The organism is Streptomyces sp. NPDC045026, from assembly GCF_056432625.1.
Genome location: NZ_JBWKIS010000028.1, coordinates 26,497 through 50,390 on the forward strand (window position 1 = coordinate 26,497; position 23,894 = coordinate 50,390).

Annotated in this window: 23 protein-coding genes and 1 pseudogene; 12 read left to right on the forward strand and 12 right to left on the reverse strand. The window is 70.3% G+C overall.

What is annotated here, in order from left to right; all coding sequences use genetic code 11:
- Nucleotides 1-24: 24 nt before the first annotated feature.
- Nucleotides 25-1,356: an aminotransferase class I/II-fold pyridoxal phosphate-dependent enzyme gene (locus tag AC07EJ_RS37435; protein ID WP_389486658.1), complete on the forward strand. Its 1,332-nt coding sequence runs from the start codon at nt 25-27 to the stop codon at nt 1,354-1,356.
- A 66-nt stretch (nt 1,357-1,422) separates the two neighbouring features.
- Here AC07EJ_RS37435 and AC07EJ_RS37440 read toward each other — a convergent pair whose 3' ends face one another.
- Nucleotides 1,423-2,454, reverse strand: coding sequence for a DMT family transporter (locus tag AC07EJ_RS37440; protein ID WP_478885930.1), 1,032 nt, complete (start codon nt 2,452-2,454; stop codon nt 1,423-1,425).
- A gap of 75 nt (nt 2,455-2,529) precedes the next feature.
- Here AC07EJ_RS37440 and AC07EJ_RS37445 point away from each other — a divergent pair, with 75 nt between their 5' ends.
- Complete coding sequence (locus AC07EJ_RS37445) at nt 2,530-3,492, forward strand: LysR family transcriptional regulator (protein ID WP_478885931.1); 963 nt, start codon at nt 2,530-2,532, stop codon at nt 3,490-3,492.
- Here AC07EJ_RS37445 and AC07EJ_RS37450 read toward each other — a convergent pair.
- A complete protein-coding gene (locus tag AC07EJ_RS37450; RefSeq protein WP_362909932.1) occupies nt 3,489-3,956 on the reverse strand; it encodes a pyridoxamine 5'-phosphate oxidase family protein in 468 nt (155 codons plus the stop codon). The genes AC07EJ_RS37445 and AC07EJ_RS37450 overlap by 4 nt on opposite strands.
- 124 nt (nt 3,957-4,080) lie before the next feature.
- On the opposite strand from AC07EJ_RS37450, the gene AC07EJ_RS37455 reads away from it, so the two are divergent.
- Complete coding sequence (locus tag AC07EJ_RS37455; RefSeq protein WP_389486664.1) at nt 4,081-4,725, forward strand: cysteine hydrolase family protein; 645 nt, start codon at nt 4,081-4,083, stop codon at nt 4,723-4,725.
- Between the two features lie 9 nt (nt 4,726-4,734).
- On the opposite strand, the gene AC07EJ_RS37460 is transcribed toward AC07EJ_RS37455, so the two are convergent.
- Entirely contained in the window at nt 4,735-5,208 is a 474-nt protein-coding gene (locus AC07EJ_RS37460; RefSeq protein WP_389486666.1) for a Rieske (2Fe-2S) protein, read from the reverse strand.
- A 120-nt stretch (nt 5,209-5,328) separates the two neighbouring features.
- Here AC07EJ_RS37460 and AC07EJ_RS37465 point away from each other — a divergent pair.
- Nucleotides 5,329-5,433: pseudogene (locus AC07EJ_RS37465) on the forward strand (HipA family kinase); the annotation flags it as partial.
- A 225-nt stretch (nt 5,434-5,658) separates the two neighbouring features.
- Here AC07EJ_RS37465 and AC07EJ_RS37470 read toward each other — a convergent pair.
- A complete protein-coding gene (locus AC07EJ_RS37470; protein ID WP_478885932.1) occupies nt 5,659-6,627 on the reverse strand; it encodes a recombinase family protein in 969 nt (322 codons plus the stop codon).
- A gap of 637 nt (nt 6,628-7,264) precedes the next feature.
- Between AC07EJ_RS37470 and AC07EJ_RS37475 the strand changes: the two genes are divergently transcribed.
- Nucleotides 7,265-7,660: a nuclear transport factor 2 family protein gene (locus tag AC07EJ_RS37475; protein ID WP_389486670.1), complete on the forward strand. Its 396-nt coding sequence runs from the start codon at nt 7,265-7,267 to the stop codon at nt 7,658-7,660.
- A gap of 87 nt (nt 7,661-7,747) precedes the next feature.
- On the opposite strand, the gene AC07EJ_RS37480 is transcribed toward AC07EJ_RS37475, so the two are convergent.
- The 6 genes from AC07EJ_RS37480 to AC07EJ_RS37505 form a co-directional block, all read right to left on the reverse strand.
- On the reverse strand, nt 7,748-8,632 hold the full coding sequence (locus AC07EJ_RS37480; RefSeq protein ID WP_389486672.1) for an MBL fold metallo-hydrolase: 885 nt from the start codon (nt 8,630-8,632) through the stop codon (nt 7,748-7,750).
- Nucleotides 8,633-8,764: 132 nt separating this feature from the next.
- Nucleotides 8,765-9,868: an alpha/beta hydrolase fold domain-containing protein gene (locus tag AC07EJ_RS37485; protein ID WP_389486674.1), complete on the reverse strand. Its 1,104-nt coding sequence runs from the start codon at nt 9,866-9,868 to the stop codon at nt 8,765-8,767.
- Nucleotides 9,869-10,036: 168 nt separating this feature from the next.
- The gene (locus AC07EJ_RS37490) at nt 10,037-10,420 is read right to left on the reverse strand and encodes a nuclear transport factor 2 family protein (RefSeq protein WP_478885933.1); all 384 of its coding nucleotides are present in this window, start codon (nt 10,418-10,420) and stop codon (nt 10,037-10,039) included.
- Between the two features lie 118 nt (nt 10,421-10,538).
- Nucleotides 10,539-11,009, reverse strand: a complete 471-nt coding sequence (locus AC07EJ_RS37495) for a tautomerase family protein (protein WP_389486678.1) — start codon at nt 11,007-11,009, stop codon at nt 10,539-10,541.
- A 393-nt stretch (nt 11,010-11,402) separates the two neighbouring features.
- The gene (gene ykgO / locus AC07EJ_RS37500) at nt 11,403-11,525 is read right to left on the reverse strand and encodes a type B 50S ribosomal protein L36 (protein WP_389486680.1); all 123 of its coding nucleotides are present in this window, start codon (nt 11,523-11,525) and stop codon (nt 11,403-11,405) included.
- Nucleotides 11,526-11,632: 107 nt separating this feature from the next.
- A complete protein-coding gene (locus AC07EJ_RS37505; RefSeq protein WP_389486682.1) occupies nt 11,633-12,736 on the reverse strand; it encodes an alpha/beta hydrolase fold domain-containing protein in 1,104 nt (367 codons plus the stop codon).
- A 238-nt stretch (nt 12,737-12,974) separates the two neighbouring features.
- On the opposite strand from AC07EJ_RS37505, the gene AC07EJ_RS37510 reads away from it, so the two are divergent.
- Nucleotides 12,975-13,610 (forward strand): TetR/AcrR family transcriptional regulator, encoded by a 636-nt coding sequence (locus tag AC07EJ_RS37510; protein ID WP_389486684.1) that lies wholly within the window; start codon nt 12,975-12,977, stop codon nt 13,608-13,610.
- 561 nt (nt 13,611-14,171) lie between these two features.
- On the forward strand, nt 14,172-14,414 hold the full coding sequence (locus AC07EJ_RS37515; RefSeq protein WP_478885934.1) for a hypothetical protein: 243 nt from the start codon (nt 14,172-14,174) through the stop codon (nt 14,412-14,414).
- Between the two features lie 240 nt (nt 14,415-14,654).
- On the opposite strand, the gene AC07EJ_RS37520 is transcribed toward AC07EJ_RS37515, so the two are convergent.
- A complete protein-coding gene (locus AC07EJ_RS37520; protein WP_389486688.1) occupies nt 14,655-16,106 on the reverse strand; it encodes an amidase in 1,452 nt (483 codons plus the stop codon).
- Nucleotides 16,107-16,264: 158 nt separating this feature from the next.
- The gene (locus AC07EJ_RS37525) at nt 16,265-17,329 is read right to left on the reverse strand and encodes an Lrp/AsnC family transcriptional regulator (RefSeq protein ID WP_389486690.1); all 1,065 of its coding nucleotides are present in this window, start codon (nt 17,327-17,329) and stop codon (nt 16,265-16,267) included.
- Between the two features lie 111 nt (nt 17,330-17,440).
- On the opposite strand from AC07EJ_RS37525, the gene AC07EJ_RS37530 reads away from it, so the two are divergent.
- From AC07EJ_RS37530 to AC07EJ_RS37550, 5 genes are read left to right on the forward strand one after another with little or no spacing between them, the layout of a single operon-like run.
- Complete coding sequence (locus tag AC07EJ_RS37530; protein ID WP_478885935.1) at nt 17,441-19,009, forward strand: ABC transporter substrate-binding protein; 1,569 nt, start codon at nt 17,441-17,443, stop codon at nt 19,007-19,009.
- Complete coding sequence (locus AC07EJ_RS37535) at nt 19,009-20,004, forward strand: ABC transporter permease (protein ID WP_389486693.1); 996 nt, start codon at nt 19,009-19,011, stop codon at nt 20,002-20,004. Before AC07EJ_RS37530 ends, AC07EJ_RS37535 begins: the two co-directional genes overlap by 1 nt.
- The gene (locus AC07EJ_RS37540; RefSeq protein WP_478885936.1) at nt 20,004-21,845 is read left to right on the forward strand and encodes a dipeptide/oligopeptide/nickel ABC transporter permease/ATP-binding protein; all 1,842 of its coding nucleotides are present in this window, start codon (nt 20,004-20,006) and stop codon (nt 21,843-21,845) included. The genes AC07EJ_RS37535 and AC07EJ_RS37540 overlap by 1 nt, the downstream gene beginning before the upstream one ends.
- Nucleotides 21,842-22,633 carry an ATP-binding cassette domain-containing protein gene (locus AC07EJ_RS37545; protein WP_389486697.1) on the forward strand — a complete coding sequence of 264 codons (792 nt, stop codon included), beginning with the start codon at nt 21,842-21,844 and terminating at the stop codon, nt 22,631-22,633. Before AC07EJ_RS37540 ends, AC07EJ_RS37545 begins: the two co-directional genes overlap by 4 nt.
- The gene (locus tag AC07EJ_RS37550; RefSeq protein WP_478885937.1) at nt 22,630-23,871 is read left to right on the forward strand and encodes an amidohydrolase; all 1,242 of its coding nucleotides are present in this window, start codon (nt 22,630-22,632) and stop codon (nt 23,869-23,871) included. The genes AC07EJ_RS37545 and AC07EJ_RS37550 overlap by 4 nt, the downstream gene beginning before the upstream one ends.
- The last annotated feature ends 23 nt before the right edge of the window (nt 23,872-23,894 follow it).

The following is a 23,894-nucleotide window of genomic DNA, read 5'->3' on the forward strand; positions in this document are numbered from 1 at the left end:
TTGCACTAGTGCATAATCTGCTTTGTGCTAGGAGAGTATCGGATCGAAGGACGGCGTGCAGCTGAGATTGCCGCCAGCGTGGAGCGCGCGGTGGGCTCGGGTGACCTGCAGCCGGGTCAACTTCTGCCGCCCATGAGGGAGTTGGCCCAGCACCTCGGGGTCAATCCCAATACGGTCGCGGCCGCCTATCGCACGCTGCGTGAGCGGGGAGTGATCGAGACTGCGGGGCGCCGCGGCAGCCGTGTGCGGTCCAAGCCGGCCACGACGGCCCGCGAGCGGATCCGCGTCGATGTGCCGGCCGGGGTGCGCGACGTCTCGAACGGCAACCCCGATACGGCCCTGCTGCCTCCGCTGGCCGAGGCCTTCGCCTGGGCGGCCGCTCAGGGGGACAAGGCGCCCGTCCTCTACGGAGACGGGCCTCTGGAGCCGGAGCTGGCACGCCACGCGCGCGTGGCCTTCGACGAGGACGGGGTCCCCGAGGGTCCTGTCGCCGTCGCGTCGGGCTCCCTCGACGCCATCGAGCGAGTGCTTGCCGCGCACCTGAAGCCCGGCGACGCCGTCGCCGTCGAGGATCCGGGCTGGGGCAGCCTGCTCGACCTCGTCCCGGCGCTCGGCCTGCGCACGGTGCCGGTCGGCGTGGACGACGACGGGCCGCTGCCCGACGAGGTGGAGCGTGCCCTGGGCGCGGGGGCGCGAGCCCTCGTGGTCACCGATCGCGCCCAGAACCCCACCGGCGCCGCCGTCACCGCGCCACGCGCGCGTGCGCTGCGCAAAGTCCTGGCTGCCCACAAGGACGTCCTGCTCATCGAGGACGACCACGGCCACGGGATCGTCGACCTGCCCCTGCATCCGCTGGCCGGTGTGACGCGGCACTGGGCGTTCGTCCGTTCCGCCGCCAAGGCCCACGGGCCCGACCTGCGGATCGCCGTGCTGACGGGTGACGCCGTCACGGTCGACCGGGTCCAGGGGCGGCAGCGCCTCGGCCCCGGCTGGGTGAGCCGCATCCTTCAGCGGGCCGTCGCGCGGCTGTGGACCGAGGGGGCGGTGGACACCGGTGCCGTCGCCGCGTCGTACGGGCGACGGCGCGACGCGCTCATCGCGGCCCTCGCCGAGCGCGGGGTCGAGGCGCACGGGCGCAGCGGCATGAACGTGTGGGTGCCCGTGCCGGACGAGACGGGGGCGGTCGCGCGGCTGCTGCACGCCGGGTGGGCCGTCGCGCCCGGAGCGCGCTTCCGGATGGGGGCGCCGCCCGGGGTGCGGATCACCGTGTCCACGCTCGGCGCGGACGACATCGGCCCGGTGGCCGACGCCGTCGCGTCCGCCACCGGGCCGGCTCCCGCGCGCCGTTACGGCTGAGCGCCAGGGTCTTTCGTCCGGATCAGGCCGGACCCCGCGAGCCCGGCCTGATCCAAACGAAAGACCCTAAGGCCGAGGGGCGCGCGCACGGGACTGTGTGAGCGCCGCGCCCGCGAGCACGATCACCGCGCCGATGGGCGTGGACCAGGTCAGGGACTCGCCGAGCAGAGCGACTCCCGCGGCCGTCGCGATCACCGGGATGAAATACGTGACCATCTGCGCTGTGGTCGGCCCCACCTCTGCCACCAGGCCGTACTGGATGAGGAACGCGAGGCCGGTGCCGAGCGCGCCCAGGGCGACGATCGCGAGCAGGGGAACGACCGGGAAGTGGGCCGGGAGCGTCGTGAACACCGGTGTGACGACGGCCAGTTGGAGCGTGGCGATCAGGAGCTGCGCGCCGGAGAGCGAAAGGTTCGAGTGGCCTGTCCCCGCCAGGGTGCGGCGCAGGTAGATCCAGCCGACGGGATAGCTCAGCGAGGCGAGCAGAGCCATCGCCGTGCCGGCCAGGTCCAGGCCGTGGAAGCCCTGCCACACCCCGAGGACCGTGAGCACACCCAGGAAGCCGATGCCGAGCCCCGCGACCCGGCGGCGCGTGGGCCGGTCCTCGGAGAGCGCTACCAGCGACAGGGCCATGCCCCACAGCGGCGACGTCGCATTGGAAATGCCGGCGAGCGTCGACGGGATCGTCTGCTCGGAGAACGCGAACAGCGAGAACGGCAGGGAGTTGAGCAGGAGCGCCGCCACCGCGATGTGCCCCCATGTCCGGATGCCGCGCGGCAGCCGCTGACGCTTCACCGCCATGGCCACGGCGAGCACCGCCGTACCGAACGCGAGCCGCCCCAGCGTCACCTGGAACGGCGCGTAGCCCTCAGTGCCGACCTTGATGAGGAGAAAGCTGAAGCCCCAGATCAGGGACAGGACGCCGAAGCGGATCCGCCAGTCGAGGGCGCGGCGGGGGCGGGCGGAGGCAGGGGACTCGGTAGGGGTCCCGGAAGACGCGGAGGCGGGGGACTCGGTGGACTCGGTGGACTCGGTAGGGATGCCGGAAGGCGCGGGGGGCGGAGTCGCAGGGGGCGACGAGGAGGCGACGGTGCTCATGGGCGTAACGATGCCGCCCCACAACCTCTTAGTACAAGCGAGATCTGTTCCCTGGTATCGCTTAGCATCACTTACATGTTGAACATGGAGCGCCTGCGCACCCTCGACGCACTCGCCCGTCACGGGTCCGTCAGCGGCGCCGCGGCCGGTCTGCACGTCACGACATCCGCCGTCTCGCAGCAGATGGCCAAGCTGGAACGCGAGGTCGGGCAGCAGCTCCTCGCCAAGAACGGCAGGGGGGTGCGCCTCACCGACGCAGGGCGGCTGCTCGCCGAGCACGCCGGGCGGATCCTGTCCCAGGTCGAGCTCGCGCAGTCCGACCTGGAGGCGCACCGCGGGCAGGTCGTGGGGGAGCTGCGGATCTCCGCGTTCCCGACGGCGGCCCGCGGCCTCCTCCCGCGCGTCCTCGCCGCCCTGCGCGCGGAGCACCCGGGGCTGCGGCTGCGCTCGCAGGAGCTGGAGCCGGAACTGGCGGTCGCCGGAGTCGTGCGCGGCGACCTGGACCTGGCGGTCGTGCTCGACTGGTACAACAAGCCGATGCCGCTCCCCGACGGCCTCGTCAAGGCGGCGATCCTCGACGACCCCGCCGATGTCGCGATGCCGGTGGACCACCCCCACGCCGGGCGCCGCGAGGTGGGTCTGGAGGACTTCGCCGACGACGAGTGGATCACATGGGGCGAGGGCGAGTTCTGTCACGAGTGGCTGCTCTTCACACTGCGCGCCAAGGGCGTCGAGCCCCGCATCGCCCATCGCGCCGCCGAGACCCACACCCAGCTCGGTCTCGTGGCCGCCGGACTCGGTGTGTGCGTGGCCCCGCGTCTCGGGCGCGATCCCGTGCCGGACGGGGTGGTGACCGTGCCGGTGCGCCGGCGCGTACGCCGGCACGTCTACGTCGTGTGGCGGGCCGACGCGGACCGGCGGCCGTCGATCAGAGCGGCGGTGAAGGAACTCCAGAGCGCGGGCGCGAGTCTGGGCGGGGACGTCGCCCCAGGAGATGGCTCCCCAGGAGATGGCTCCCCGAGTGAGGGTGAGAGCTAGAGCGACGCCAGCTTCCTGAAGTCCCACGACGCGATCTTGTCCGGTGTGAGCCGGGCCCAGGCGTGCCGGCCGTCGTGGACCATCTCGTCCATCGCGAAGTTCTTTCGGGCGAACAGCCGCTCGGGGACGTCGAGTTCGGGCACGGGCTCGCCCGTGCGCGGGCTCTCCCCGACGAACTCCACCGTGCCGGACAGCTCGGCGCCGCGCAGCTCCCCGTACTCCTCGCCCGCGTCGATCACCACGGCGATCCTCGGGTCCTTGAGGAGGTCGGCCCAGCGGCGGCTGCGTGTGATCGAGTACAGCCACAGGCAGGCACCGTCCCAGACGAACCACAGGGTGCTGGCGTGCGGGGAGCCGTCGGGCGAGACCGTGGCGACGCGGCAGGTGCGCTGGGACTGCAGGAACTCGTCCAGCTCGGCCGGCGTCATCATGATCCTGCGGCCCCGACGCTGTGTGACGGCCATGCGTACTCCCCTTCGCGGGCTTGTGGCTGACGGTATGTCAGATCAGAAGCATGCGGTGTCTTCCCCCATGGCGCAATGGTGGCTAATCTCTCGCCGCTCAGGACGCCTGCGACAGGGGGACCCCGTGCCGTCGTACGAAGAGCTCGCCGAACTGCTCGATCCGGCCACCACGGTGCTGCTGACCGTGGAGTGCCAGCAGGGGGTCGTCGGCCCTGACAGCGCCCTGCCCGAACTCGCCGAGGCGGCCAGGTCGTCCGGGGCGCTCGGCAATGTGGCACGACTCGTCTCGGGCGCCCACGAGAGCGGCGTCCAGGTCCTGCACGCGGTGGCGGAGCGGCGGCCCGACGGGCGCGGCGCCAACCGCAACGGACGCCTGTTCCGCGCCGCCGCGCGCCTGCCCGTGCAGCAGATCTCCGGAACCAAGGCCGTCAGGATCGCGCCACCCGTCGAGGTGGCGGACGAGGACATCGTCGTACGCCGGCTGCACGGCCTCTCGCCCATCGCGGGGACCGATGTGGACGCCCTGCTGCGCAACCTCGGCTGCCGGACGCTGATCGTCACCGGCGTCTCGGCGAACGTCGCCATACCGAACGCCGTCTTCGACGCGGTGAACCGCGGCTACACCGTCGCCGTGCCCGCCGACGCCATCGCGGGGGTGCCTGCCGACTACACCCCCGCGATGATCCGCAACACGCTCGCCCTCGTGGCCACCGTGACGTCCACGCAGGACGTGCTCACCTGCTGGAAGGGCCCGCGCCGAGGCCGGTGAGCCCGTTCGCTACGCGAGCGTGATGGAGTCGCCGGAGACGGTGATCTTCTTGGCGGCCAGGGGCTGCGCGGCGGGCGGGTGCTTCACGCTGCCGTCCTCGATGGAGAACTTGCTGCCGTGGCACGGGCAGTTGATCGTGCCGCCGTCGATCGCGGAGACCGGGCACTGCTTGTGGGTGCAGATATTCGTGAAGGCCTTGAACTCGCCCTTCTTCGGCTGCGTGACCACCACGCCCGCGTCGCCGAAGATCTTTCCGCCGCCGACGGGGATGTCCGCGGTCTTGGCGAGTTCCTTTCCTGCCCCGTCCTTTCCTGCCTCGTCCTTGGCCGCGCCGTCCTTGGTCGCGTTCCCCGCCGGCTCGGTGGACGACGAGTCGTCCGAGCTCCCGCACGCGGTGAGCGCGGCGGCGATGCCCGCGGCTCCCACGGCTGCGACGACGGTGCGGCGGCTCGGGGCGGACACGGACTCCTGCGAAGCGGTCATTACTGGTGTTTCCCTTCGGTTCGAGAGGGGGTGGCCCAAACTCGTACGGGCCGCGCGGCCGGAACGTTCAAGGCCGGACGGACTTTCGTACGGCGATGATGCGTCGCCTAACCTGGGGCAATGCTCACCGAAGTCACGGCGACCCGTTATGTCACCCCGATGAGGGAGGGCGGATCGCTCCCCGGGCTCGTCGAGGCCGACGATCTCGCCCCGTACGTCATGAAGTCGTCCACCAGGCGGCCTTGACCTGCGGAAACGTGGTCGGCTAGGTCTCTGACCTGCGTAGATGAATCTTTCAGCGTCTGTCAGGTTCGTGCTGCGTTATGCAGCCGATCCTCCCCACGCGCTCCCCAGCAGCGGGTGATACTCCCCAGATTCTCCCCAGGGAGTACCCCCGCCATGGCCCTGTTCTCGTATAGCTACGGCCAGGTGGCGTGTAGCGCTGAGTAACTACTCTGGGATGTGGTCACGCTGTTGAAGGGCGGCGAAGTCGGCGTGCGCCGCCTCGACGGCCTCCGGGTACGCCTGGGTCTTCTCATGCTCGGCGAGCGCCCGGTAGATGCTCGACAGGCTTGCGTTCTGGCCCTTGCGGCGACCGGTGGGAATGATCAGGTCGGGCTGGATCTGCTCGACGGTCTCGTCGTTCGCACGGCGGCGGAGCACGGTGTGGAGCATGTTGTCGGTGATGACTGGCGGCCGTCCGCCGTGCTTGCCCTTGCGGGCCGCGGCGTCCAGCCCTTCGAGAGTCGCCTCCCGAATGTTCTCCCGCTCGGTCTCCGCCATCGCGGCGAAGAACCCGAAGAGCAGGCGTCCCGGCCCGCTGGGGTCGTAAATCCCCTGGAGGGGTCCGGCTAGCATTTCCAGCACCAGGCCGTGCGCGGTGAGATGGTCCGCGAGCGCGGTCAACTCCGCGGCATCCCGCCCCAGGCTCTTCATCTCGTTCACAGTGAAGATCACCCGGCAGTGGGGCGCGTGAGCCTTGATCTCGCGGGCGGCGGCGAGCGCGGCCTCAAACTGTGGGCGGACCCGCACTCGCGTGCTGATCTTCTCGGCGAAGATCTTGTCCCGGGGGATGCCGCGTTCGGCGAGCGCGTCGAGCTGCGACTGGAGTTCCTGCGTGAGGCTGGAACAGCGGGCGTATCCGATGCGGATGTCCGCGCTGGGGCTGTCCGGGTCGACCGGGGCGGGCACCGGGGTGCCGGGTCGCCAGGGCTGGCCGGGGCCGCGGTCTGCGGGGGTCGGCACGCGCAGGAGTTTCGCGAGCCGGGGAACCTTGGTGAAGCGGCCGGTGTGATAGGTGCCGGCAACCGCGCCGGAGCGCGAGCGGCACGGCGAGCCGGGCTGCGTCTGGCAGCGCGGGCAGGGATGGCGCTCGACGTCGTCCGCGTCCGGCACGAGTACGGTTTGAGGGACCGTCATGACCCGGATGCTGTCACAAACCATTCCCAGAACATGCCCGGTTCCACTTTTGCGTGAGAACGAGTTGTGACAGTGAAACGGCGATTCGGGCCGCTCACGCCAGCCGTTCTTGATCTTGCTCCGGGAAAGGGTCGTTTATGCGAGGGGCCATGCTCCGGCGGCAGCGCCATGCCGCCCAGCGGCGGTGCTGCCCGTGTGCTGCGTCCCGCGCCATCTTGTCGTTGTCCCGGTTGAAGTTGTTCAGTTCCCGTCTCAGACGATCCGCTCCGATGCCATCGAAACTGAGCCAGTCCGTGGCTCGGGGTCACCGAAGCTGCTCCGGGTGCGGCAGCAGTGCCGAGATCGATCATGGCCGCGGACTGGGGATCTCGGCATCCGGGCGGGGCCTGGGGCTGGTTTACGACAGGTGACCGGGGGCGGGGTCATTCCACCTCCCGGGAGTCGCCATCTGTGATTCGGGTGATACCGGAAGCAATCCTGGCGGGGTTGTGGCTTCAAGCAGGACCTGGCGCTGCGTGTCGGTCGCCTACCAGGCTGCCCATGAATGGCGCGGGGCTCTTCCTTCACCAACCCTGAAGGGGGTCCCTCTCACGACGGGACCCGTGTGCCCCGTCGAAGGCAGCCTCGGAGCTCTGGAATGGAAGCAGCATCTGTGTCGGATCTTGAGCAGAACAAGAAGGTCGTCGTCGACTACTTCCAGTCGGTAATGGGTGGGAACGTTGAGAAGGCGCTCGCTGACTACCTCGGTCCGGGGTACGTCCAGCACAATCCCTATATGCAGTTCGGCCCCGAGGGGGTCGTCCAGTTCATCACGCGTATGCGTGGCCAATATCCCGAGCTCCGCCTGGACATCAAGCGGGTCATCGCCGAAGGCGACATGGTCGTCACCCACTCCCACCTCATCCTCGAACCGGGCAAGCCCGGCCGTGCCCTGGCCGACTACTTCCGCCTGGAGAACGGCAAGATCGTCGAGCACTGGGACGTTATCCAGGATGTTCCCGAAACTGACGCCGACTACATCGGCATGTTCTGAAGGACGAGCCCATGAGCAGTCCTGAGCTCGTTCTGCCCCCAGCCCGGGAGAGGTGGCTCGCCGCCAGTGCCGACTGGCCCGGGACGCCTACTGGTTGGGTTCGCTCTTGGCGGAGGTATTGCTGAGCAGGCCGATGGCGCTGTACCAGAGGGGGCCGGGGTTGAGCCGGTCGCCGTGGAGTTTCATCATCTCGTCGAAGAACTCCTGGGGGGTCGGCTGGCCGGCCAGGAGGCGGATGGCGTCGCGCAGGTACTGGCGGGTCTCTTCGAGGATCTTCGGGTCGTCGGGCAGGGCCTTGTTCTTGTGGCCGGCGACGACGTGGCGGGGGTTGAGTGCGGCAATGTGGTCGATGTTGTCGAGCCATGCCTGAAGGCCGCCGTCGCTGCCTTCGAGCATCATCTGGTGCACTCCGTTGTAGACGACGTCCCCGGCCACGACGAGGCCGATCGAGGGCACCTGCAGGACGCTGGTGTCGTCGGTGTCGGTGTGGCCGGTCTCCACGGGGAGCAGGACGTGGCCTTCCAGCTGGAAGCCGCCGTCCGGCACGGGGATGGCGAGGACGGGTGTGTTGTCGGGAATCTGGCCGGGGAAGGTCTTCGCGAAGCCTTCCTCCTTGCCCTTCAGCTGCTCGTGCATCTGGCGGATGGTGCCCTCGGTCGCGTAGACGACGCTGTCGGCGTCGCCGAAGCGCTCCAGGAGCGGCGCGGTGCCGAACCAGTGGTCGGGGTGGCCGTGCGTGATGTAGACGTAGGCGAGCCGCTTGCCGGAGCGGGCGATCCCCTCAGCGACCTGCTCGATCTGGCCGTTGGTCAGCGGCGGGTCCACCAGAACGGCATCCCGATCCCCGTAGATCAGGGTGGACGAGATCGGTGAGGAGACGATCTCGCCCCCGTCCGGCAGCCTCAGATCGACCTTTCTGGGCATTCCGTCCGCGACCAGGACCTCGTAGGACAGGGAAGCAGGCTCAGTCATCGTGGTTCTCCTTCATATGGCGGATGAGTTCGCCCCCTTCCGGCACTGTCACAAACGGGAGGTGGGGGTGGACTGCCCGGTTGGGGCTTTGCGCCTGGAAGCCGGCGAGTTCGGTGAGGTGGTCAGCTGTTGCTAGAGGGCCGCGGCGAAGCCGTGGATGTCCCGTACGACCGCGGTGTGCAGGTCGGGCACTGCCGTCTCGAAGATGACGTCCCCGTCGTGGACGATGCCGGCGACGGTGCGGCTGACGACGCTCACCCCTGCCCGGGCCAGCCTGCGGGCATAGGCGAGACCTTCGTCGCGTACGGAGTCGAGCTCGCTGGTGGAGATGGTGTGCGGCGGCAGCCCGGCCAGGTCGTCCTCGGTGGCTCGGTAGGGCCAGGCGAGCGGGTCGTCGCGGTGGGCGCGTTCGGGGTCGTAGACGCTGGCCAGGATGCGGCTCATGGCGAGGCTGGTGAAGTAGCCGTCGTTCTCGATCAGGGACGGCAGTTCGCGTGCCATCTTCTCTGCGGGCCAGTCGAAGGCGCCGGAGATGTGCGGGGCGATGGCGTAGACGCCGTCGATCAGGTCGGTCTTCCCCTCCCGCTTTGTCTTGAGGGCCGTGGCGAGGGCGAGGTTGCCGCCGCCGGAGTCGCCTGCGACGACCAGCTTGTCGATGCCGAGGGCGGAACGGTTGGCGTGAGCCCATTCCAGAGCGCTGACGCAGTCGTTGAGGCCGGCGGGGAAGGGGTGGGGGCCGCGCTTGCCGGCGGCGTTGCGGAAGTCGACGCCGATGACGACCAGGCCGGTTGCGGCCAGTTCGTCGTACCAGCGCAGGAACATCGGCTCGTCGGCGCCGAGCAGCGCCATGCCGCCGCTGTGCAGGAAGAGGATGCCGGGCAGCGGGCTGTCCGCCTCTGCGGGGCGGTGGATGAAGAGGGCGATGTCGTTGCCGTCGACCCCGGTGACCGACTCGACGCTGCGCGTCACGCCTGTGAAGGGAGGCAGATCCGCGGCTAGCGCGCCGAAGAGTGCTTCGAAACCGGCCTCGGCGGCGTTCATGAACTCCAGCCTGGCATCGAGCGGATCGGAGGCGGTCACGGGCGTGTCATCGCCTCGCGTGTCGAGTCCGAATGCCGCGAGGGCTTCCACCATGCGGGGATCGCTGCGCGTATCGGAGCGGTAGTCGCAGGCGGGATCGCCGTAGCGGCCGAGGAGAGCCGGCTGCGTCGCGGTGGGGTCGGATGACGTACTCATGCCTGTTGCCTCATCTGCGTCGGGCCGAGATGCGGACTCGGTGGGGATTCCGTGGGCTGGGGAAGGCCGGTCGTGCGGGCGACGCGGCCCCCTCCGTGCGGGCCTCGGGCCGGGGTCCCGGGCGAAATCTGCCCGGGGCTCCGTGTGGTGGAGCTGCGTGGACGTCGGTCAGCTCTTGCCGAGTGCGCGGGAGATCTGCACCGTGTCGTTGGTCTGCTGCAGGCGGGTGATCTTGTTTTCGCGCAGGGTGTAGATGTGCACGAAGCGCGAGGTGAAGCGTTCGCCGGTGGCCTTCGCCTTGCCCTGGTAGCGGCCCAGGGCGATCACGTGGTCGTCGACCTCCCAGAACTCGTCACCCTCGGCCCAGAACTCGTCGAAGTCCCCGAAGAACGAGAAGAAGTCACTGATGATCGAGTCGAGGCCGTTGTAGACACCGCCGTGGGGGAAGCCCAGGGTGATGTCCCACTCGGCATCCGGCGAGATGACGTCCCTGAGAACCGTGATGTCGCCCTTGGCGGCGTACATGCGCTTGATGACGTCGGCGTTGGACATGGTGCGTTCTCCTTGTCGAGCTGATCACCGCACCGGGTGGCGGGCGATCGTCTGGCGCGTTGCGCCCGGCCGTGGTCCAGCCGGGGTGTGCCCCTCCGTTCGCACGGAGGGGCAGGGTTCAGCGACCCTGTCCGGCGAGCCGCTCGTGGGCGGTCTTCCTGGCCTGTTCGGCGTCGCCGGTGACGATGGTGAGGACGTCCTCCAGGCCGATCAGCCGGCCGCCCCAGCCCCAGCGGCGCTCGGGTATCTCCAGCGGGAAGACGAACACCCGCGAGGGATCCCGGGGGCGGTCGGGCCCCTCGGCGTCGAGGACGGCCTCGGTGATGTCCGCGACCAGGCGCTCCCTCACTTCCGGGTCATTGATCAGGCCCTGCGGCGTATGGGCGTCGACCCGGTAGCGGGGCTCGGCGGCCGGTGCACCGCCGGCATAGACCTGCGTGTGATGGACCAGGGCCCAGGAGCCGGCGAGCACGCTCTCATCGGCGGGCCAGGCGCCTTCGGCCGTGAGCACCAGCGTGGTGATCCTTTCGACCAGGTCACGTTCCGCTTCCAGGCTCAGGGCGCCCTCGGGAAGGTACAAGTCGATCATGGGCATGATGGTTACTCTCCGTAAGGGTTCTGGTCCGGTGGTCGCCCTGGCGTCGAGCGGGGTGATCGGCGGCGCTGTCACGGTGGAGCCGTCGGGTCGGCCACCTTCGCGCTCTCGATGTAAAGCGATCGCCTTACATTCGCGAAGCTAGCACGACCGAGGCGCCAAAGTACAGTGACCGCCTTACTTGATGTCCCGGAGGCGATGCCCGGTGCCCCGCCTGCAGCCGGAGAGGCGTTGCGCGCGGACCGCCGGGCGGCCCGGGCCGATGCACCAACGGCCCGCGAGGGGGCAGAGGGCAGCCCCGGACCCAGGGAGTCGGTGAGTGGCTTGACCTGTGGATCCGGGGCCGGGTGAGGGCGCTGCGGGCCGGACGTGGCGGGGTGGAGGGCCTCAGCCCTGGCGGGCCTTGAAGCGCGGGTTGCGCTTGTTGATCACGAACGTCCTGCCGCGGCGACGGACGACCTGCGCCCCTGGCTTGCTCTTCAGTGCGTGGAGTGAGTTGCGTACCTGCATGTTCTGCCGTCCTTCCCTCGGGTGGCGCGTGTTCGCGCGCCTGTCTGGGGGGGGCTTTCCGGGTTCGTGTCCCGGGGATGGCCGCGGCCCGGTGTGCCGGTCGCGGATTACAGTCCGGCCGTGAAGTCGTGGATGTCCTTCAGGGCTGCGACATGCAGGTCCGGAAGGGCGGTGGCGAAGATGAGTTCGCCGTCGTGGCAGACGCCGTTGACTGTGCGGCTGACGACGTTGACGCCGGCGCGGGCGAGGTTGCGGGCGTAGGCCAGGCCCTCGTCACGCACGGGGTCGATCTCGTTGGTCGAGATGACATGGGGCGGCAGTCCGGTGAGGTCCTCCTCGGTCGCGAAGTAGGGCCAGGCCAGGGGGTTTCGGGCATTCAGCCCTTCAGGGTCGTACAGGCTCACCAGGACGCTGGTGACGGCGGAGCTGATGAAGTGGTCGTCGTTCTCGATGAGGGACGGGAGCTCGCGCGCCTTGTCCTGCACGGCCCAGCCGTAGGCGCCGGAGATGTACGGGGCGAGAGCGTACGTTCCGTCGATGAGGTCCAGGCGTCCCTCGCGCTTGGCCTTGATCGTGACGGCCAGCGTCAGGTTGGCGCCGCCGGAGTCGCCTGCGACGGCGATCTTGGTGACGCCGAGTTCCTCTCGATGGGCGCCGACCCATTCCAGGGCGCTGAAGCAGTCGTTGAGTCCGGCGGGGAACGGGTGGGGGCCGAGCTTGCCGGCGGCGTTGCGGAACTCGACGCCGACGACGATCAAGCCCGACGCGGCCAGCTCGTCGTACACGCGCAGGTAGAGCGGTCCGGCGGCGCTCAGCAGTGCCATGCCGCCGCCGTGCAGGTAGACGACGGCCGGCAGGGGCCCGCTCACCTCGCTCGGGCGGTGGATGTGGAGCGTGATGAGGTTGCCGTCGACGCCGATGATCGTCTCGGTCGTACGGTCCACACCGGCGATCTCGGGCAGGCCCTCGACGTTGGCCGCGAAAAGCCCTTCAAAGCCGCCCTCGGCCTCGACGGCGAACGCCAGACGGTCCTCCAGTGTGTCGTCGGGCCCGGTCGCCGGGGCGGGGACATGCCGGTCCATGCCGAAGGGGGTGAGCCCTTCGAGCATGCGCGGATCGGTGCGCCGGTCGCTGCGGAAGTCCGACGCGGGATCGCCCAGGCGTCCGGGCAGGGATATCGAGACCGCCGGGCGGTCCTGAGGGGTCGTCATTACTGATTGCCTCGTCTGTCGTGTGAAGTGGCGAGTGCGCCGGCCCGCGAAGGAGTCTGGGCTCGCAACGCGGGGGGATGAGCTCGAGCCGTTGCTCGGCCGCGGCGGAACGATCGGGCCCGAGGCGTCTGCGCGCCGGCAGGTGCCGCCCCGCACCTAAAAGTAAGGTGATCGGTTTACTTGAGCCCGAAGCTAGCACGCCCGCGCCGTTAAGTAAAGTAAACGCTATACTTCTGGTATGGAGAAGCAGACCACCGGCGCAACCGGCACGCGGCGCCGCGGGGGCCGAGGAGCCCGAGAGCGCATTCTGAAAGCAGCCGCGGAACTCTTCTACGAAGAGGGCATCCACGCAACCGGCGTCGCTCGCCTCGCCGAGAAGGCGGAGGTGTCCTCGCGCACCTTCTACCAGCACTTCCCCAGCAAGAACGTCCTGGTGGAGGAGTACCTGAAGACCTTCGACGAGCAGATCTCGCGCAACTTCGACGAGCTGCTGAACGGCAGCGGCCTCTCCCCCCAGGAGCAGCTGCTCAGCGTCTTCACCAAGGTGGCCGAGGACCCCATGACGCCATCAGTGGCCTCCATGATGCGCGGCTGCCCCTTCCACAACGCGGCGGTCGAAGCCGCCGGATCCATGCCGGACGTCACGGGCTTGGTCCAGCGCTACAAGCAGCGGTTCGTCGAGCGCCTATCCGGCATCGCGGCCGAGGCGGGCGCCCAGGACCCACAGCACCTGGGCTGGCAGCTCGCCGTGCTCGTCGAAGGCGCGACGGCCCTGTCGACCTCCCTCGACAGCGACCGGCCCGGCCACGCTGCTGTCGAAGCCGCCCGGATCCTGATCCACAACGCCGTACCCAACACCCCGACACCGCTGTGACCGCCCGTACGTTGAATGTCGCCGACCGAACGTGCCGCTCCCGAAGCGCGCTGGACAACTTCACCGGCAAGTGAGGGCCTTGACGTTGGGCGCGCTGCGTCACGGCCCCCTGCGCTTAGGTCAAGCCACCATCACGACACGAGGAACCGCGGCCGGGCAGGCCGGAACTGACAGCGCCGAACACTGAACTGTGCACACCCGGCTGCCCGTATCACGGGTCGTTCAGGTCGCGGAACGACGAGGCAGGCCCCGGGCCGCCCAGGCGGCACGCTCTTCGAAGAGAAACGTCAGTGCCAGCAGGCCGACCAGAGTTCCCAGCTGAGCGAGCGCCGAAGCGTGCGCTCCCGCGGGATCGTCGCGAGCGCCAGCGGGGACGCGATCGCCCTGGGCGCGCAGGACCCCGGCAGTTGCCGGGGTCCTGCGCCGGTCGGGTGGCGCGGCTCGCATCCTGGCCACCGCGGTGGTCGTTGGTCGGCCGGGGGCTGACCAGCAAGGAGGTACCGCCATCGTGGGACGGGACGCGAAGCGGGCGAAGCAGGCCGGCGGGACAAGCGCAAGCGGGTGGCCGGTGGCGGTGACGACGGGGTTCCGCCGTGGTTCGAGGCCGCGATGAAGGAGCGGTGGGCGGCTTGGAACCGGGCGATCGCCGCGGGGCTGATGGAGGAGGGGGCGGAGACGAAGTACCACTTCACCCCGGATGGCAAGGTGCTGTCGGTCGCGGTCGGCAAGAGCGGGCAGATCCTGGCCAACGGCCAACGGCCAACGGCCAACGGCCGTTCACGGGGGCTGCCTTTCGAGGGTTGACGGGTTGGGTGTGAAGCCGTTGCGCTGGTGCCTGACCGGGCATTCCCGCGGGCGGGGACGTCTGAGCGCTTGCCTGGCGGCAACCGTCGCGTTGCCGGCTGGTCTTCGGCGTCGGCCACCAGGGAGGTCAGCAGGGGGTTCGGAGGCTCGCCTCCGAACGGCCGGTCCCGGAGTGGGACATCCGCGTGTCCCCGTCCGGGCCGGTCGGCGATTGCGGGCGCAGTTGGTGCCCTGTTGTGGTTACGACAGATGGTCTTCGATCTGCGCGTACGACCAGGGGTGGAGGGTTTCCAGGGCCTTGCCGACGCGGAAGACGGCGGGGTCGTCGTAGGGGTGGCCGACGATCTGGAGGCCGGTGGGGATTCCCCAGCTCGACATGCCGGAGGGGACGTTGAGGACGGGGCAGCGGTTGTTGATGTTGAAGGGGGTGGTCATGGCGCTCCAGAGGGTGTCGGTCACCGCCTCGCCGTGCACCACGACCTTGTCGCCCGTGAGGTCGTCGCCCGCGTGCCAGCCGGGGATGGCGGTGGTGGGGCAGATCAGGGCGTCGAATCCGTCCATGGCGGTGGCGAGCGCGCGTTGCAGCTGGTGTTCGGCGCGCAGGGAGTCGAGGTAGCTGACCTGGGTTCGGGCGTGGGCCATGGTGTCGGCGAAGGCGACCGCGTACTGGCTCAGCAGGTCGCGGTGGGTTTCGGCGGCCTCGATGACGAGGGCGCCGAAGATGGTGGAGAAGTGGCCGGCTATCGCGGTCAGTAGGTCGAGGTGGGTCCAGGGGAGGGTGATCTCTTCCACGTGCGCGCCGGCGTCGGCGAGGGTCTGGGTGGCGGCGCGGGTGTTGGCCTCGATCTCCGGGTGGACGTCGTACTCGCCGAGGCGGACGCACAGGGCGATCCGCATGCCGGTGACGTCCTCGTACGAGGACGGCAGGGTCAGCTTCGGGCGGATCGAGGTGTGGTCGCGGGGGTCCGGGCCGGCCAGGACGTTCTGGAAGGCGATGACGTCGTCGACCGTGCGGGCCATGGGACCGTCGCCGCGGTAGTGGTCGGCCGTGAGCACGCCGAGCCCGGGGTTGCGGCCGTAGGGGGCCTTGAAGCCGACGGTTCCGGTGAACGCGGCCGGGATACGGGTGGAGCCGCCGATGTCGGAGGCCGAGGCGAGCAGGGTCGTACCCGCGGCGAGGGAGGCGCCCGCGCCGCCGGAGGAACCGCCGGGGGAGAAGTCGGGGTTCCAGGGGTTGCGGGTGACGCCCCACATGCGGGAGTGGGTGTACGTGGCGAGGGAGAACTCGGGGGTGGTGGTGCGGGCGTGGATGATGCCGCCCGCGTCGAGGATACGGTCCACGACGGGGGCGTTCTCGGTGGCGACCTGGCCCTTCCTGGCGAGGGAGCCCTCGGTCAGGGTGCGGCCCAGCATGGCGTGCTTTTCCTTCGCCGCGACCGGGATGCCCTCCAGGGGGCGGGGGGCGAGACCGTTCTTGCCGAGGTAGCGGTCCTCGGCATGCCGGGCCTGCTCCAGGGCCTCGTCGAAGAGGCGCTCGGTGAAGGCGTTGATCTGTGGTTCGACCTTCTCGGCGCGTTCGGCGACGGCCCGCATCAGCTCGACGGGGGACACCTCACGGCGGGCGAAGAGCCGGACGGCCTCGGTGGCGCTGAGGTGGACAAGTTCGTCGCCGGCGGGCGGGTGGCTGGGCATGGGCATCCCTCTCGGTCATGGGGCTGAGGCGGGCCGGTCGGCCGTCCGGTGGTGGTGCCTCAGCCTTGGGTACCGGTCCCACTCACCCCGCGGATTGCACGGATCCGCCATGATCGGAGGCTATGTGCGGGAAACCGCAGACCTCTCGGGAGGGGGGTTCAGGCGATCCGGTGCCACAGGTCGATCGGGACGCAGCCGGTGCTGCGGCCGTCGTCTCCTATCAGGCGGCCCATGCGTTTGACCCAGTGCAGGGTGACAGCGCGGTTCAGCACCCGCAGCGAGGGGATCCGCGCGGCGGCCTGGGCCTCGTAGCGGGCGAGGTCGTCCAGGGCGTGCAGCCACGCGACGCTCAGCAGGTTGGCCTCGGAGGACACCGACGCCGCCATGCGGGTGTCCCGCAGTCGGGTCAACTCCTCTCCGGCCGCCGCGAGTTGCGCGGGTGGCACGGACATCCAGAGGGTCGCCGAACTGCGCCATCCCGCGTAGAGGTGGGCGGTGTCGCAGCGCAGCACCGCTCTGCCGCCGTGGAGCAGCGAGTGCAGCAGCCGTCGCACCGTCGACTCGGGGCGGTCCAACTCGGCGGCGATCGAGGCGACGGAGCGGCGGCCGTCCTCGGCAAGGACGAGCAGCAGGGCGCGGTCGTCGGGGCTGAGGGTCGCGGCGGCGGTGTGGGCGGCGCTGTCCTCGGTCTCCGCCAGGTCGCGCCGCTGGTCGCGGGAGAGCGAGTCCATGCGCCACTCGCTTCCGTCCTGGTGCAGGCGCTGCACCAGGTGGGTGCGGGTGGCGGTCACCGCTTCGTCGCGGCCGAGAGCGAGGGCGTACGCGGTCATCAACGGCTTCGTCGCCGTGGCCACCGTCAGGAGCAGGTCGCACGATCCCGCCACCAGTTCCACGCTCATCGCCTGCGGGTGCTGGGCGAGCCGCCCGGCCAGGGCTTCCCGGGCCTGGGGCACGCACGACACTTCGATCAAGGCGAGAGCGCCGTACGTCACTTGAGAGGGAGCCGCGTGGCAGGTGATCCACGCCTCGCCGCAGTCACGCAGCCGGGCCCAGCGCCGTGAGAGCGTCGCCGCGTCCACGCCGAGCGGGCGGGCCAGCTGCGCCCACGGGGCGCGGGGCGCCATCTGCAGGGCGTTGACGAGCGCGAGATCGAGTTCATCGAGTGTTCCCCGAGCCGGAGTGTCGACCGTGACCGGGCCAACGAAGGTTGCGGATTCGTGCATGTGATCACCATCCCTGTGCGGATTCTTGCAATTTCGGGATGGGGGAGAAAGTGGCCTGTTCTGTATCCCGCATCACACCGCAGCACCGCCCTCAGCTCTGGGGAGTCCTCCATGCACCGTTCGCGGTTCCTCGCCGGCGCCATCACGGTCGCCGCCACGTCCCTCCTGGCCTCCGCCTGCACCGCCGGCTCCGTCGGCGGTCCTTCGTCGAACGGCAACGCGAGTGGGGGCGCCGTCAAGGTCGGGATCACCTCCGACGTCACCTCGTTCGACCCGGCGAAGGGCGCGAGCGCGTCGGACTACGTGATGACGTCGCTGCTGTACCAGCCGCTGATCGGCCAGGACGACGGAGGCACCTTCGTCGCGGGTCTGGCCGAGACCTGGACGTCCACGCCGAAGAAGACGACCCTGACCCTGAAGAAGCGCCTGACCTGCTCCGACGGCTCCCCGCTGACCGCCTCGCAGGTCGTCGCCTCCCTGAAGCGCTACCGGGCGACCTCGGCCGGCGCCCTGCTCACCTTCGGCGCCACGAACGCCAGCGAAAAGACCAGGATCACGGGCGACGACGCGGCCCGGACCGTCACCATCACCACCGCCTCTCCGTGGGGTGAGGTCCTCAGCGGCCTGTCCAGCACCGGCGCCGGGATCGTCTGCAAGGCCGGTCTCAACGCGGGGGCCGCCGCCCTCGCCCAGGGCGCCGTCAAGGGCGCGGCCTCCGGCCCGTACGAGATGGCGACGGCGCGGCGCGGAGCCTCGTACGAACTGCGGCTGCGCAAGGGCTTCGACGCGTATCCGCGCTACGCCTCGATGCCCGCGGGGAAGGCGGCCGACACCCTGCGGATACAGATCGCGAAGAACGAGTCGACCCTGGCCAACCAGCTGCAGACCGGCGCCCTCGACCTGGCCCCCATCACCGGCACGGACGCCGCACGGTTCACCGGGAATACCGGGTACGCGGTCAGGTCGACGCCGTTCATCCGCAACTACATCGCCTTCAACCAGCGCCCCGGGCACCCGGGCGCCGACCCCAAGGGCCGCAAGGCGGTCGCGCAGGCCGTCAGCGCGAAGGCGTTCAACAAGGTCTTCGGCGGCGCCGGACAGACCATGACCTCGTACGTGGACGAGAAGGCCGCCTGTGTCTCCACCGACACCACTCTGCTGACCACGACCGACCCGGCCGCGGCGAAGAAGACCCTCACAGGGGTGTCCCTCAAGCTGGAGGGGACCAATGGCGTCGCAGGCGGCGCCGGCAACTCCTATGTCGCCGAGGCCCTGCGCGCCGCCGGCGCCGAGGTGAAGCTCACCAACGCCGACAACGCCACCTGGGCCACCGACGTCACCGCGAACCAGGGCGACTGGGACGTCACCGTCTTCCCGCTGATCAGCGGGAACCTCGCGCGCGGCGGCAGCTACTTCCTGGGGCCCGAGCCGGCCAAGGGCGGCCAGAACTACGGCGCGGTGAAGAACACGGCGTACGCCGAGAACTACGTCGAGGCCACGTCCACCACCGACCAGGGCGCCAAGTGCGCCGCCTGGCAGAAGGCCCAGGAGGCGCTGCTCAAGGCGAACGACGTGATCCCGCTCGCCACGGTCAACGTGCACTACGTCGCCCGCAAGGGAATCTCCTTCGCGATGCCCGCCGGACTCCTGACCCTCGCCACGCTCCGGGTCACCGGCTGATGGCGGCGACACTGACCGGCAAGCCGGCAGCGGGCGCCGGGCGCGCGACGGCGCTCGGCCCCTGGGGCACCTTTCTCGTCCGGCGTCTTGTCGGGCTCGCCGCGGTCGCCGTCACCCTCGCCGTCGGCACGTTCCTGATGGTGCAGCTCATCCCCGGCGACCCGGCGCGCGTGGTCGCGGGCTCCGACGCGACGCCCGCCGACGTGGAACGGGCCCGCCATGAACTGGGCCTTGACCGGCCCCTGTTGACGCAGTTCGGCACGTACGCGAGCGGTCTGCTCCGCGGCGACCTGGGCACCTCCTTCCAGACGAAGGAGCCCGTCGCCGAGATCATCGGCGGCCGTCTGCCGTTCACCGCAGAGATCGCGTTCCTCTCCGTCCTGGCGGTGCTGCTGCTCGCCGTGCCGATCGGCCTCGCCGTCGCCGCACGCGGCAGGCGGCGCACCGACGGGGCATTCACCTTCGTCACCGGCCTGGTCGGCGCTACACCCGAGTACATCATCGGCACGCTCCTCGTCCTAGGCTTCGCCATCAGACTCGGCTGGCTCCCGGCGGCGGGCGCCGAGACGGTGACGTCGATGGTGCTTCCCATCGCCGCGCTGGTCCTGCCCGGGACCTGCGTCATGGCCCGCATCGTGCGCACCGAGGCCGCACACGTCCTCGCCCAGGACTACATGCGCACCGCGCGAGGGCGCCGCCTGCCCGCGGTGCGCCTGTACGCCCGCCATGCCCTGCCCAATCTGCTGACCGCCACGCTCACCCTCGGCGGGCTGATCCTCGCGGGGCTGCTCGGCGGCACGGTCGTCGTCGAGACGGTCTTCGCCTGGCCCGGCATCGGCCAGCGGGTCGTCGAGGCCCTCCTCGTGCGCGACTACCCCGTGATCCAGGGCTGCGTCCTGGTCCTGGGGCTCCTCGCGGCTCTGCTCAACCTGCTCGTCGACGTCGTCCTCGCGCTGCTCGACCCGCGCACCCTGGCCGGAAAGGGAGGCCGCTGATGCGACGCATACGGTGGAACACGCCCCTGGTGGTGGCCCTCAGCGGCCTCGGACTGATCGCCCTCCTCGGTATCGTCGCCCCCTTCCTCTGGGAGGAGGAGGCGACCGCGCTGAGCGGCGCCGCCCGCGCACACGCGAGTGGCGAGCACTGGCTCGGCACCGACGCCCTCGGCCGTGACGTGCTGGCCCGCACCTTGGTCGCCACCCGCCTGACCCTGGAGATGGCTCTCGCGGCGACCGCGATCGCCTCGGTGGCGGGCATCCTGCTCGGCACCGTCGTCTGGGTGTCGGGCCGTCGGGTGCGCGAGCTGGGGCTGCGCCTGATCGACGTGATGATCTGCTATCCGGCGCTCCTGCTGGCGATGGTGATCGCCACGGTCCTCGGTACGGGGCCCACCGCCTCGATCCTCGCGATCGGCCTGGGCGGCGCACCCGCGTTCGCCCGTCTGACCGCGAACCTGGCGGCCTCGGTCGCCCAGCGCGACTTCGTGACGCAGTCCCGCCTGATGGGCGTGCCGCCTCACCGCCTGCTCGCCCGCCACCTGCTGCCCAACATCTCCGGGCCGCTGCTCGTGCTGCTCTCGGTGGCCTTCGCGAACGTGCTCGTCGCGCTGTCCGGCCTGTCCTTCCTGGGGGTCGGCGTGCAGTCGCCGGACTACGACTGGGGGTCGCTGCTCAACTCCGGCCTGGAGTCGCTCTACACCAATCCGGCGGAGGCGATCGGCCCGGTGGCGGCCATCACGCTCACCGGTGTGCTCGCGGGCTTCGTCGGCGACGGCTTCGCCACGGCACTCGACCCCCGCGGCGGTGGCACGAAAGCCAGGACGAGGCGCCGCCCTGCCCCGGTGTCCCCGAGCTCACTCCGGGCACCCGTGGACGCCCTGCTGAAGGTGGACGGCCTCGTCGTCGACCTGCCCGACGGGACCCGTCTCGTCGACGACGTCTCCTTTCACGTCATGCCAGGCGAGGTCGTCGGGCTCGTGGGAGAGTCCGGTTCCGGCAAGTCGTTGACGGCGATGAGCGTGGCCCGGCTCCCGCCGGAGGGGCTGTCCGCGCACGCGGCGGAACTGACCCTGGACGACCTCGACCTGGCAGGCTCCGAAGCCGACCCCGCACGCCTGGCCACCGAGATCGGCATCGTCTACCAGGACCCGTCTGCTTCCTTCAATCCGGCCCTGAAGATGGGCGGTCAGCTGACCGAGACACTCCGCGTGCACCAGCGCGTGGGCAAGACGGAGTCGCACAGGCGCGCCGTCGAGGCGCTGGAGCAGGTGCGGATCGAGAACCCGGCCCGGGTCGTGAAGCAGTACCCGCACGAGCTGTCCGGCGGCATGCGGCAGCGCGCGATGATCGCTGCCGCCGTCCTGCCCGGTCCACGGATGATCATCGCCGACGAACCGACCACCGCCCTCGACGTGACCGTCCAGGCCGAGGTCCTCGACCTCCTGAAGGACATCAACCGCACGCACGGCACGAGCATGCTCTTCATCTCCCACGACATCGGCGTGATCGGCACCGTGTGCGACCGGGTCGTGGTGATGTACGCGGGCCGTGTCGTCGAGGAGCTGTCCGCGGCCGACCTGCGGGCAGGCCGCGCTCGACACCCCTACACCAAGGCACTGTTGGCGGCGAGCCCGCGCCTTCAGGACACGGGCGCCGAGGAACGCGCACTGCTCGCCACGATCCCGGGCCGTCCGCCGACGCCCGCCGATCGACCGGCCGGCTGCGCGTTCGCCGACCGCTGCCCGGTGGTAGTCGACGGCCTCTGCGCGACCGAACGGCCGCACCTCATCGACGCCGTCGCCTGCCATGCCGTACGCCAGGAGGTGCAGCCCGTATGACCACGTCCCCCTACAAGCTGGGCGTCGAGGATCTGACCGTCGCTTTCGGGCACGGTCGGCGCGCCCGCGAAGTGCTGCACGGCGTGTCCACCGGCGTCAGGGCCGGGCAGACGCTCGGCCTGGTCGGCGAGTCCGGATCGGGCAAGTCGACGATCGCCAAGGCGATCGTCGGCATCCACCCGGTCCGGGCAGGCCGCATCACCCTCGACGGAGAAGACCTCACGGGTCTGAAGGGGAGGGAGCTCGTCGCGGTGCGCCGCCGGGTGCAGCTCGTTTCCCAGGACCCGTACGCCTCGCTCAACCCGCGCATGACCGTCGGTGAGGCCATCGCCGAGGCCGTCGACCCCGTGCGGGCCGACGCGAGGAAGCATGCGGCGACGGTCGAACGGTGGCTGGAGACCGTCGCGCTGGATGGCTCGGCAGCCGGCAAGTACCCCCACGAGTTCTCCGGCGGCCAGCGCCAGCGCATCGCCGTGGGCCGTGCCCTGGCCGTGAAACCCGAGGTAGTGATCGCCGACGAGATCACCTCGGCACTGGACGCCTCCGTGCAGGCCGAGGTGCTCAACCTCCTTGAGGAGCTGAGGCGTTCGCTGTCCCTGACGATGGTGTTCATCTCCCACGACCTGGCCGTCGTCCGCCATGTCAGCGACGAGGTCGCCGTCCTGCGCCAGGGCGAACTGGTGGAGCAGGGGCCGGTGCGGGACGTGTACGGCGCGCCCCGACACCCCTATACGCGCCGCCTGCTGGCGAGCGTGCCGACATTCGAGGAGAAGGAGGTTCGCGCATGAGCGAGCCGACCGCCGTCGCCGGCCGTACGCGGGAGATCACCGCCGGACTGAAGCCCGCCGCACTGGAGGACTTCTACCAGGACCTGCACCGCCACCCCGAACTCGCCTTCCAGGAACACCGCACCGCCGCGAAGCTCGCCACCCGCCTGCGCGCCGCCGGCTACGACGTGACCGAAGGCGTCGGCCGCACCGGTGTGGTCGGCGTCCTCGCAAACGGCGACGGCCCCGTCGTCTGGCTGCGCGGCGACATGGATGCCCTGCCGGTTCAGGAGGCCACCGGCCTGGAGTACGCCTCCACCGTCGACGGCGTCATGCACGCCTGCGGCCACGACCTGCACGTCACCTGGCTCGCCGGAGCCGCCGAGGCGCTCGCCGGCGCCCGCGACACCTGGTCCGGCACGCTGGTCGTACTCGGCCAGCCCGCCGAGGAGTCCGGCGGCGGCGCGTCGGTCATGGTCGCCGACGGGCTGCACACTCGCTTCCCCCGCCCCGACGTGCTGCTCGGTCAGCACGTCACGCCCGGCCTGGCCGGGTTTTACCCGCACACTCCCGGCCTGACCATGTCGGCCACCGACGACATCGACGTCGTCGTGCACGGAGTCGGAGGCCACGGCTCACGCCCCGAGTCGACGGTCGACCCGGTCGTGACGGCCGCCTACATCGTCACCCGCCTGCAGGCCGTGGTGTCGCGCGAGGTCGCGGCGGCGCACTCGGTGGTACTGACGGTGGGACAGTTCCACGCCGGTACGAAACACAACATCATCCCCGCCGACGCCCGGCTCTCCCTCAACCTGCGCACCCAGGACCCCCGGGTGCGCCACCGGGTCATCGGAGCCGTCCGCCGCATCGTTGCGGGCGAGTGCCGGACCTCCGGCTGCCCGGCGCCGCCCGAGGTCACGCTCCGGCCCGGCTACCCGAACACTGTCAACGACACCGCCCTCGACGGGCAGATCGCGGCCGTGCACCGCGAACTCTTCGGTGCTGACACGGTGTTCGACTTCGGTCCGGCGATGGGCAGCGAGGACTTCTCCCTGCTGGCACCCGACGGCGTCCCGTACGACTACTGGTACGTCACCTCGACCCCGACCGACGTGTGGGAGGCGGCCCCCGGCACGGACCTGGCCGAGAAGATCGGCAACGTACCGGGCAACCACAGCCCGCTGTTCGCCCCCGACTTGTCGGTACTCGTGCCAGGTGTCCGGACACTGGTGTCGGCGGCGCTGAGCCGCCTGGAGTGAGCGGACCGACGCAGGTGCCTACC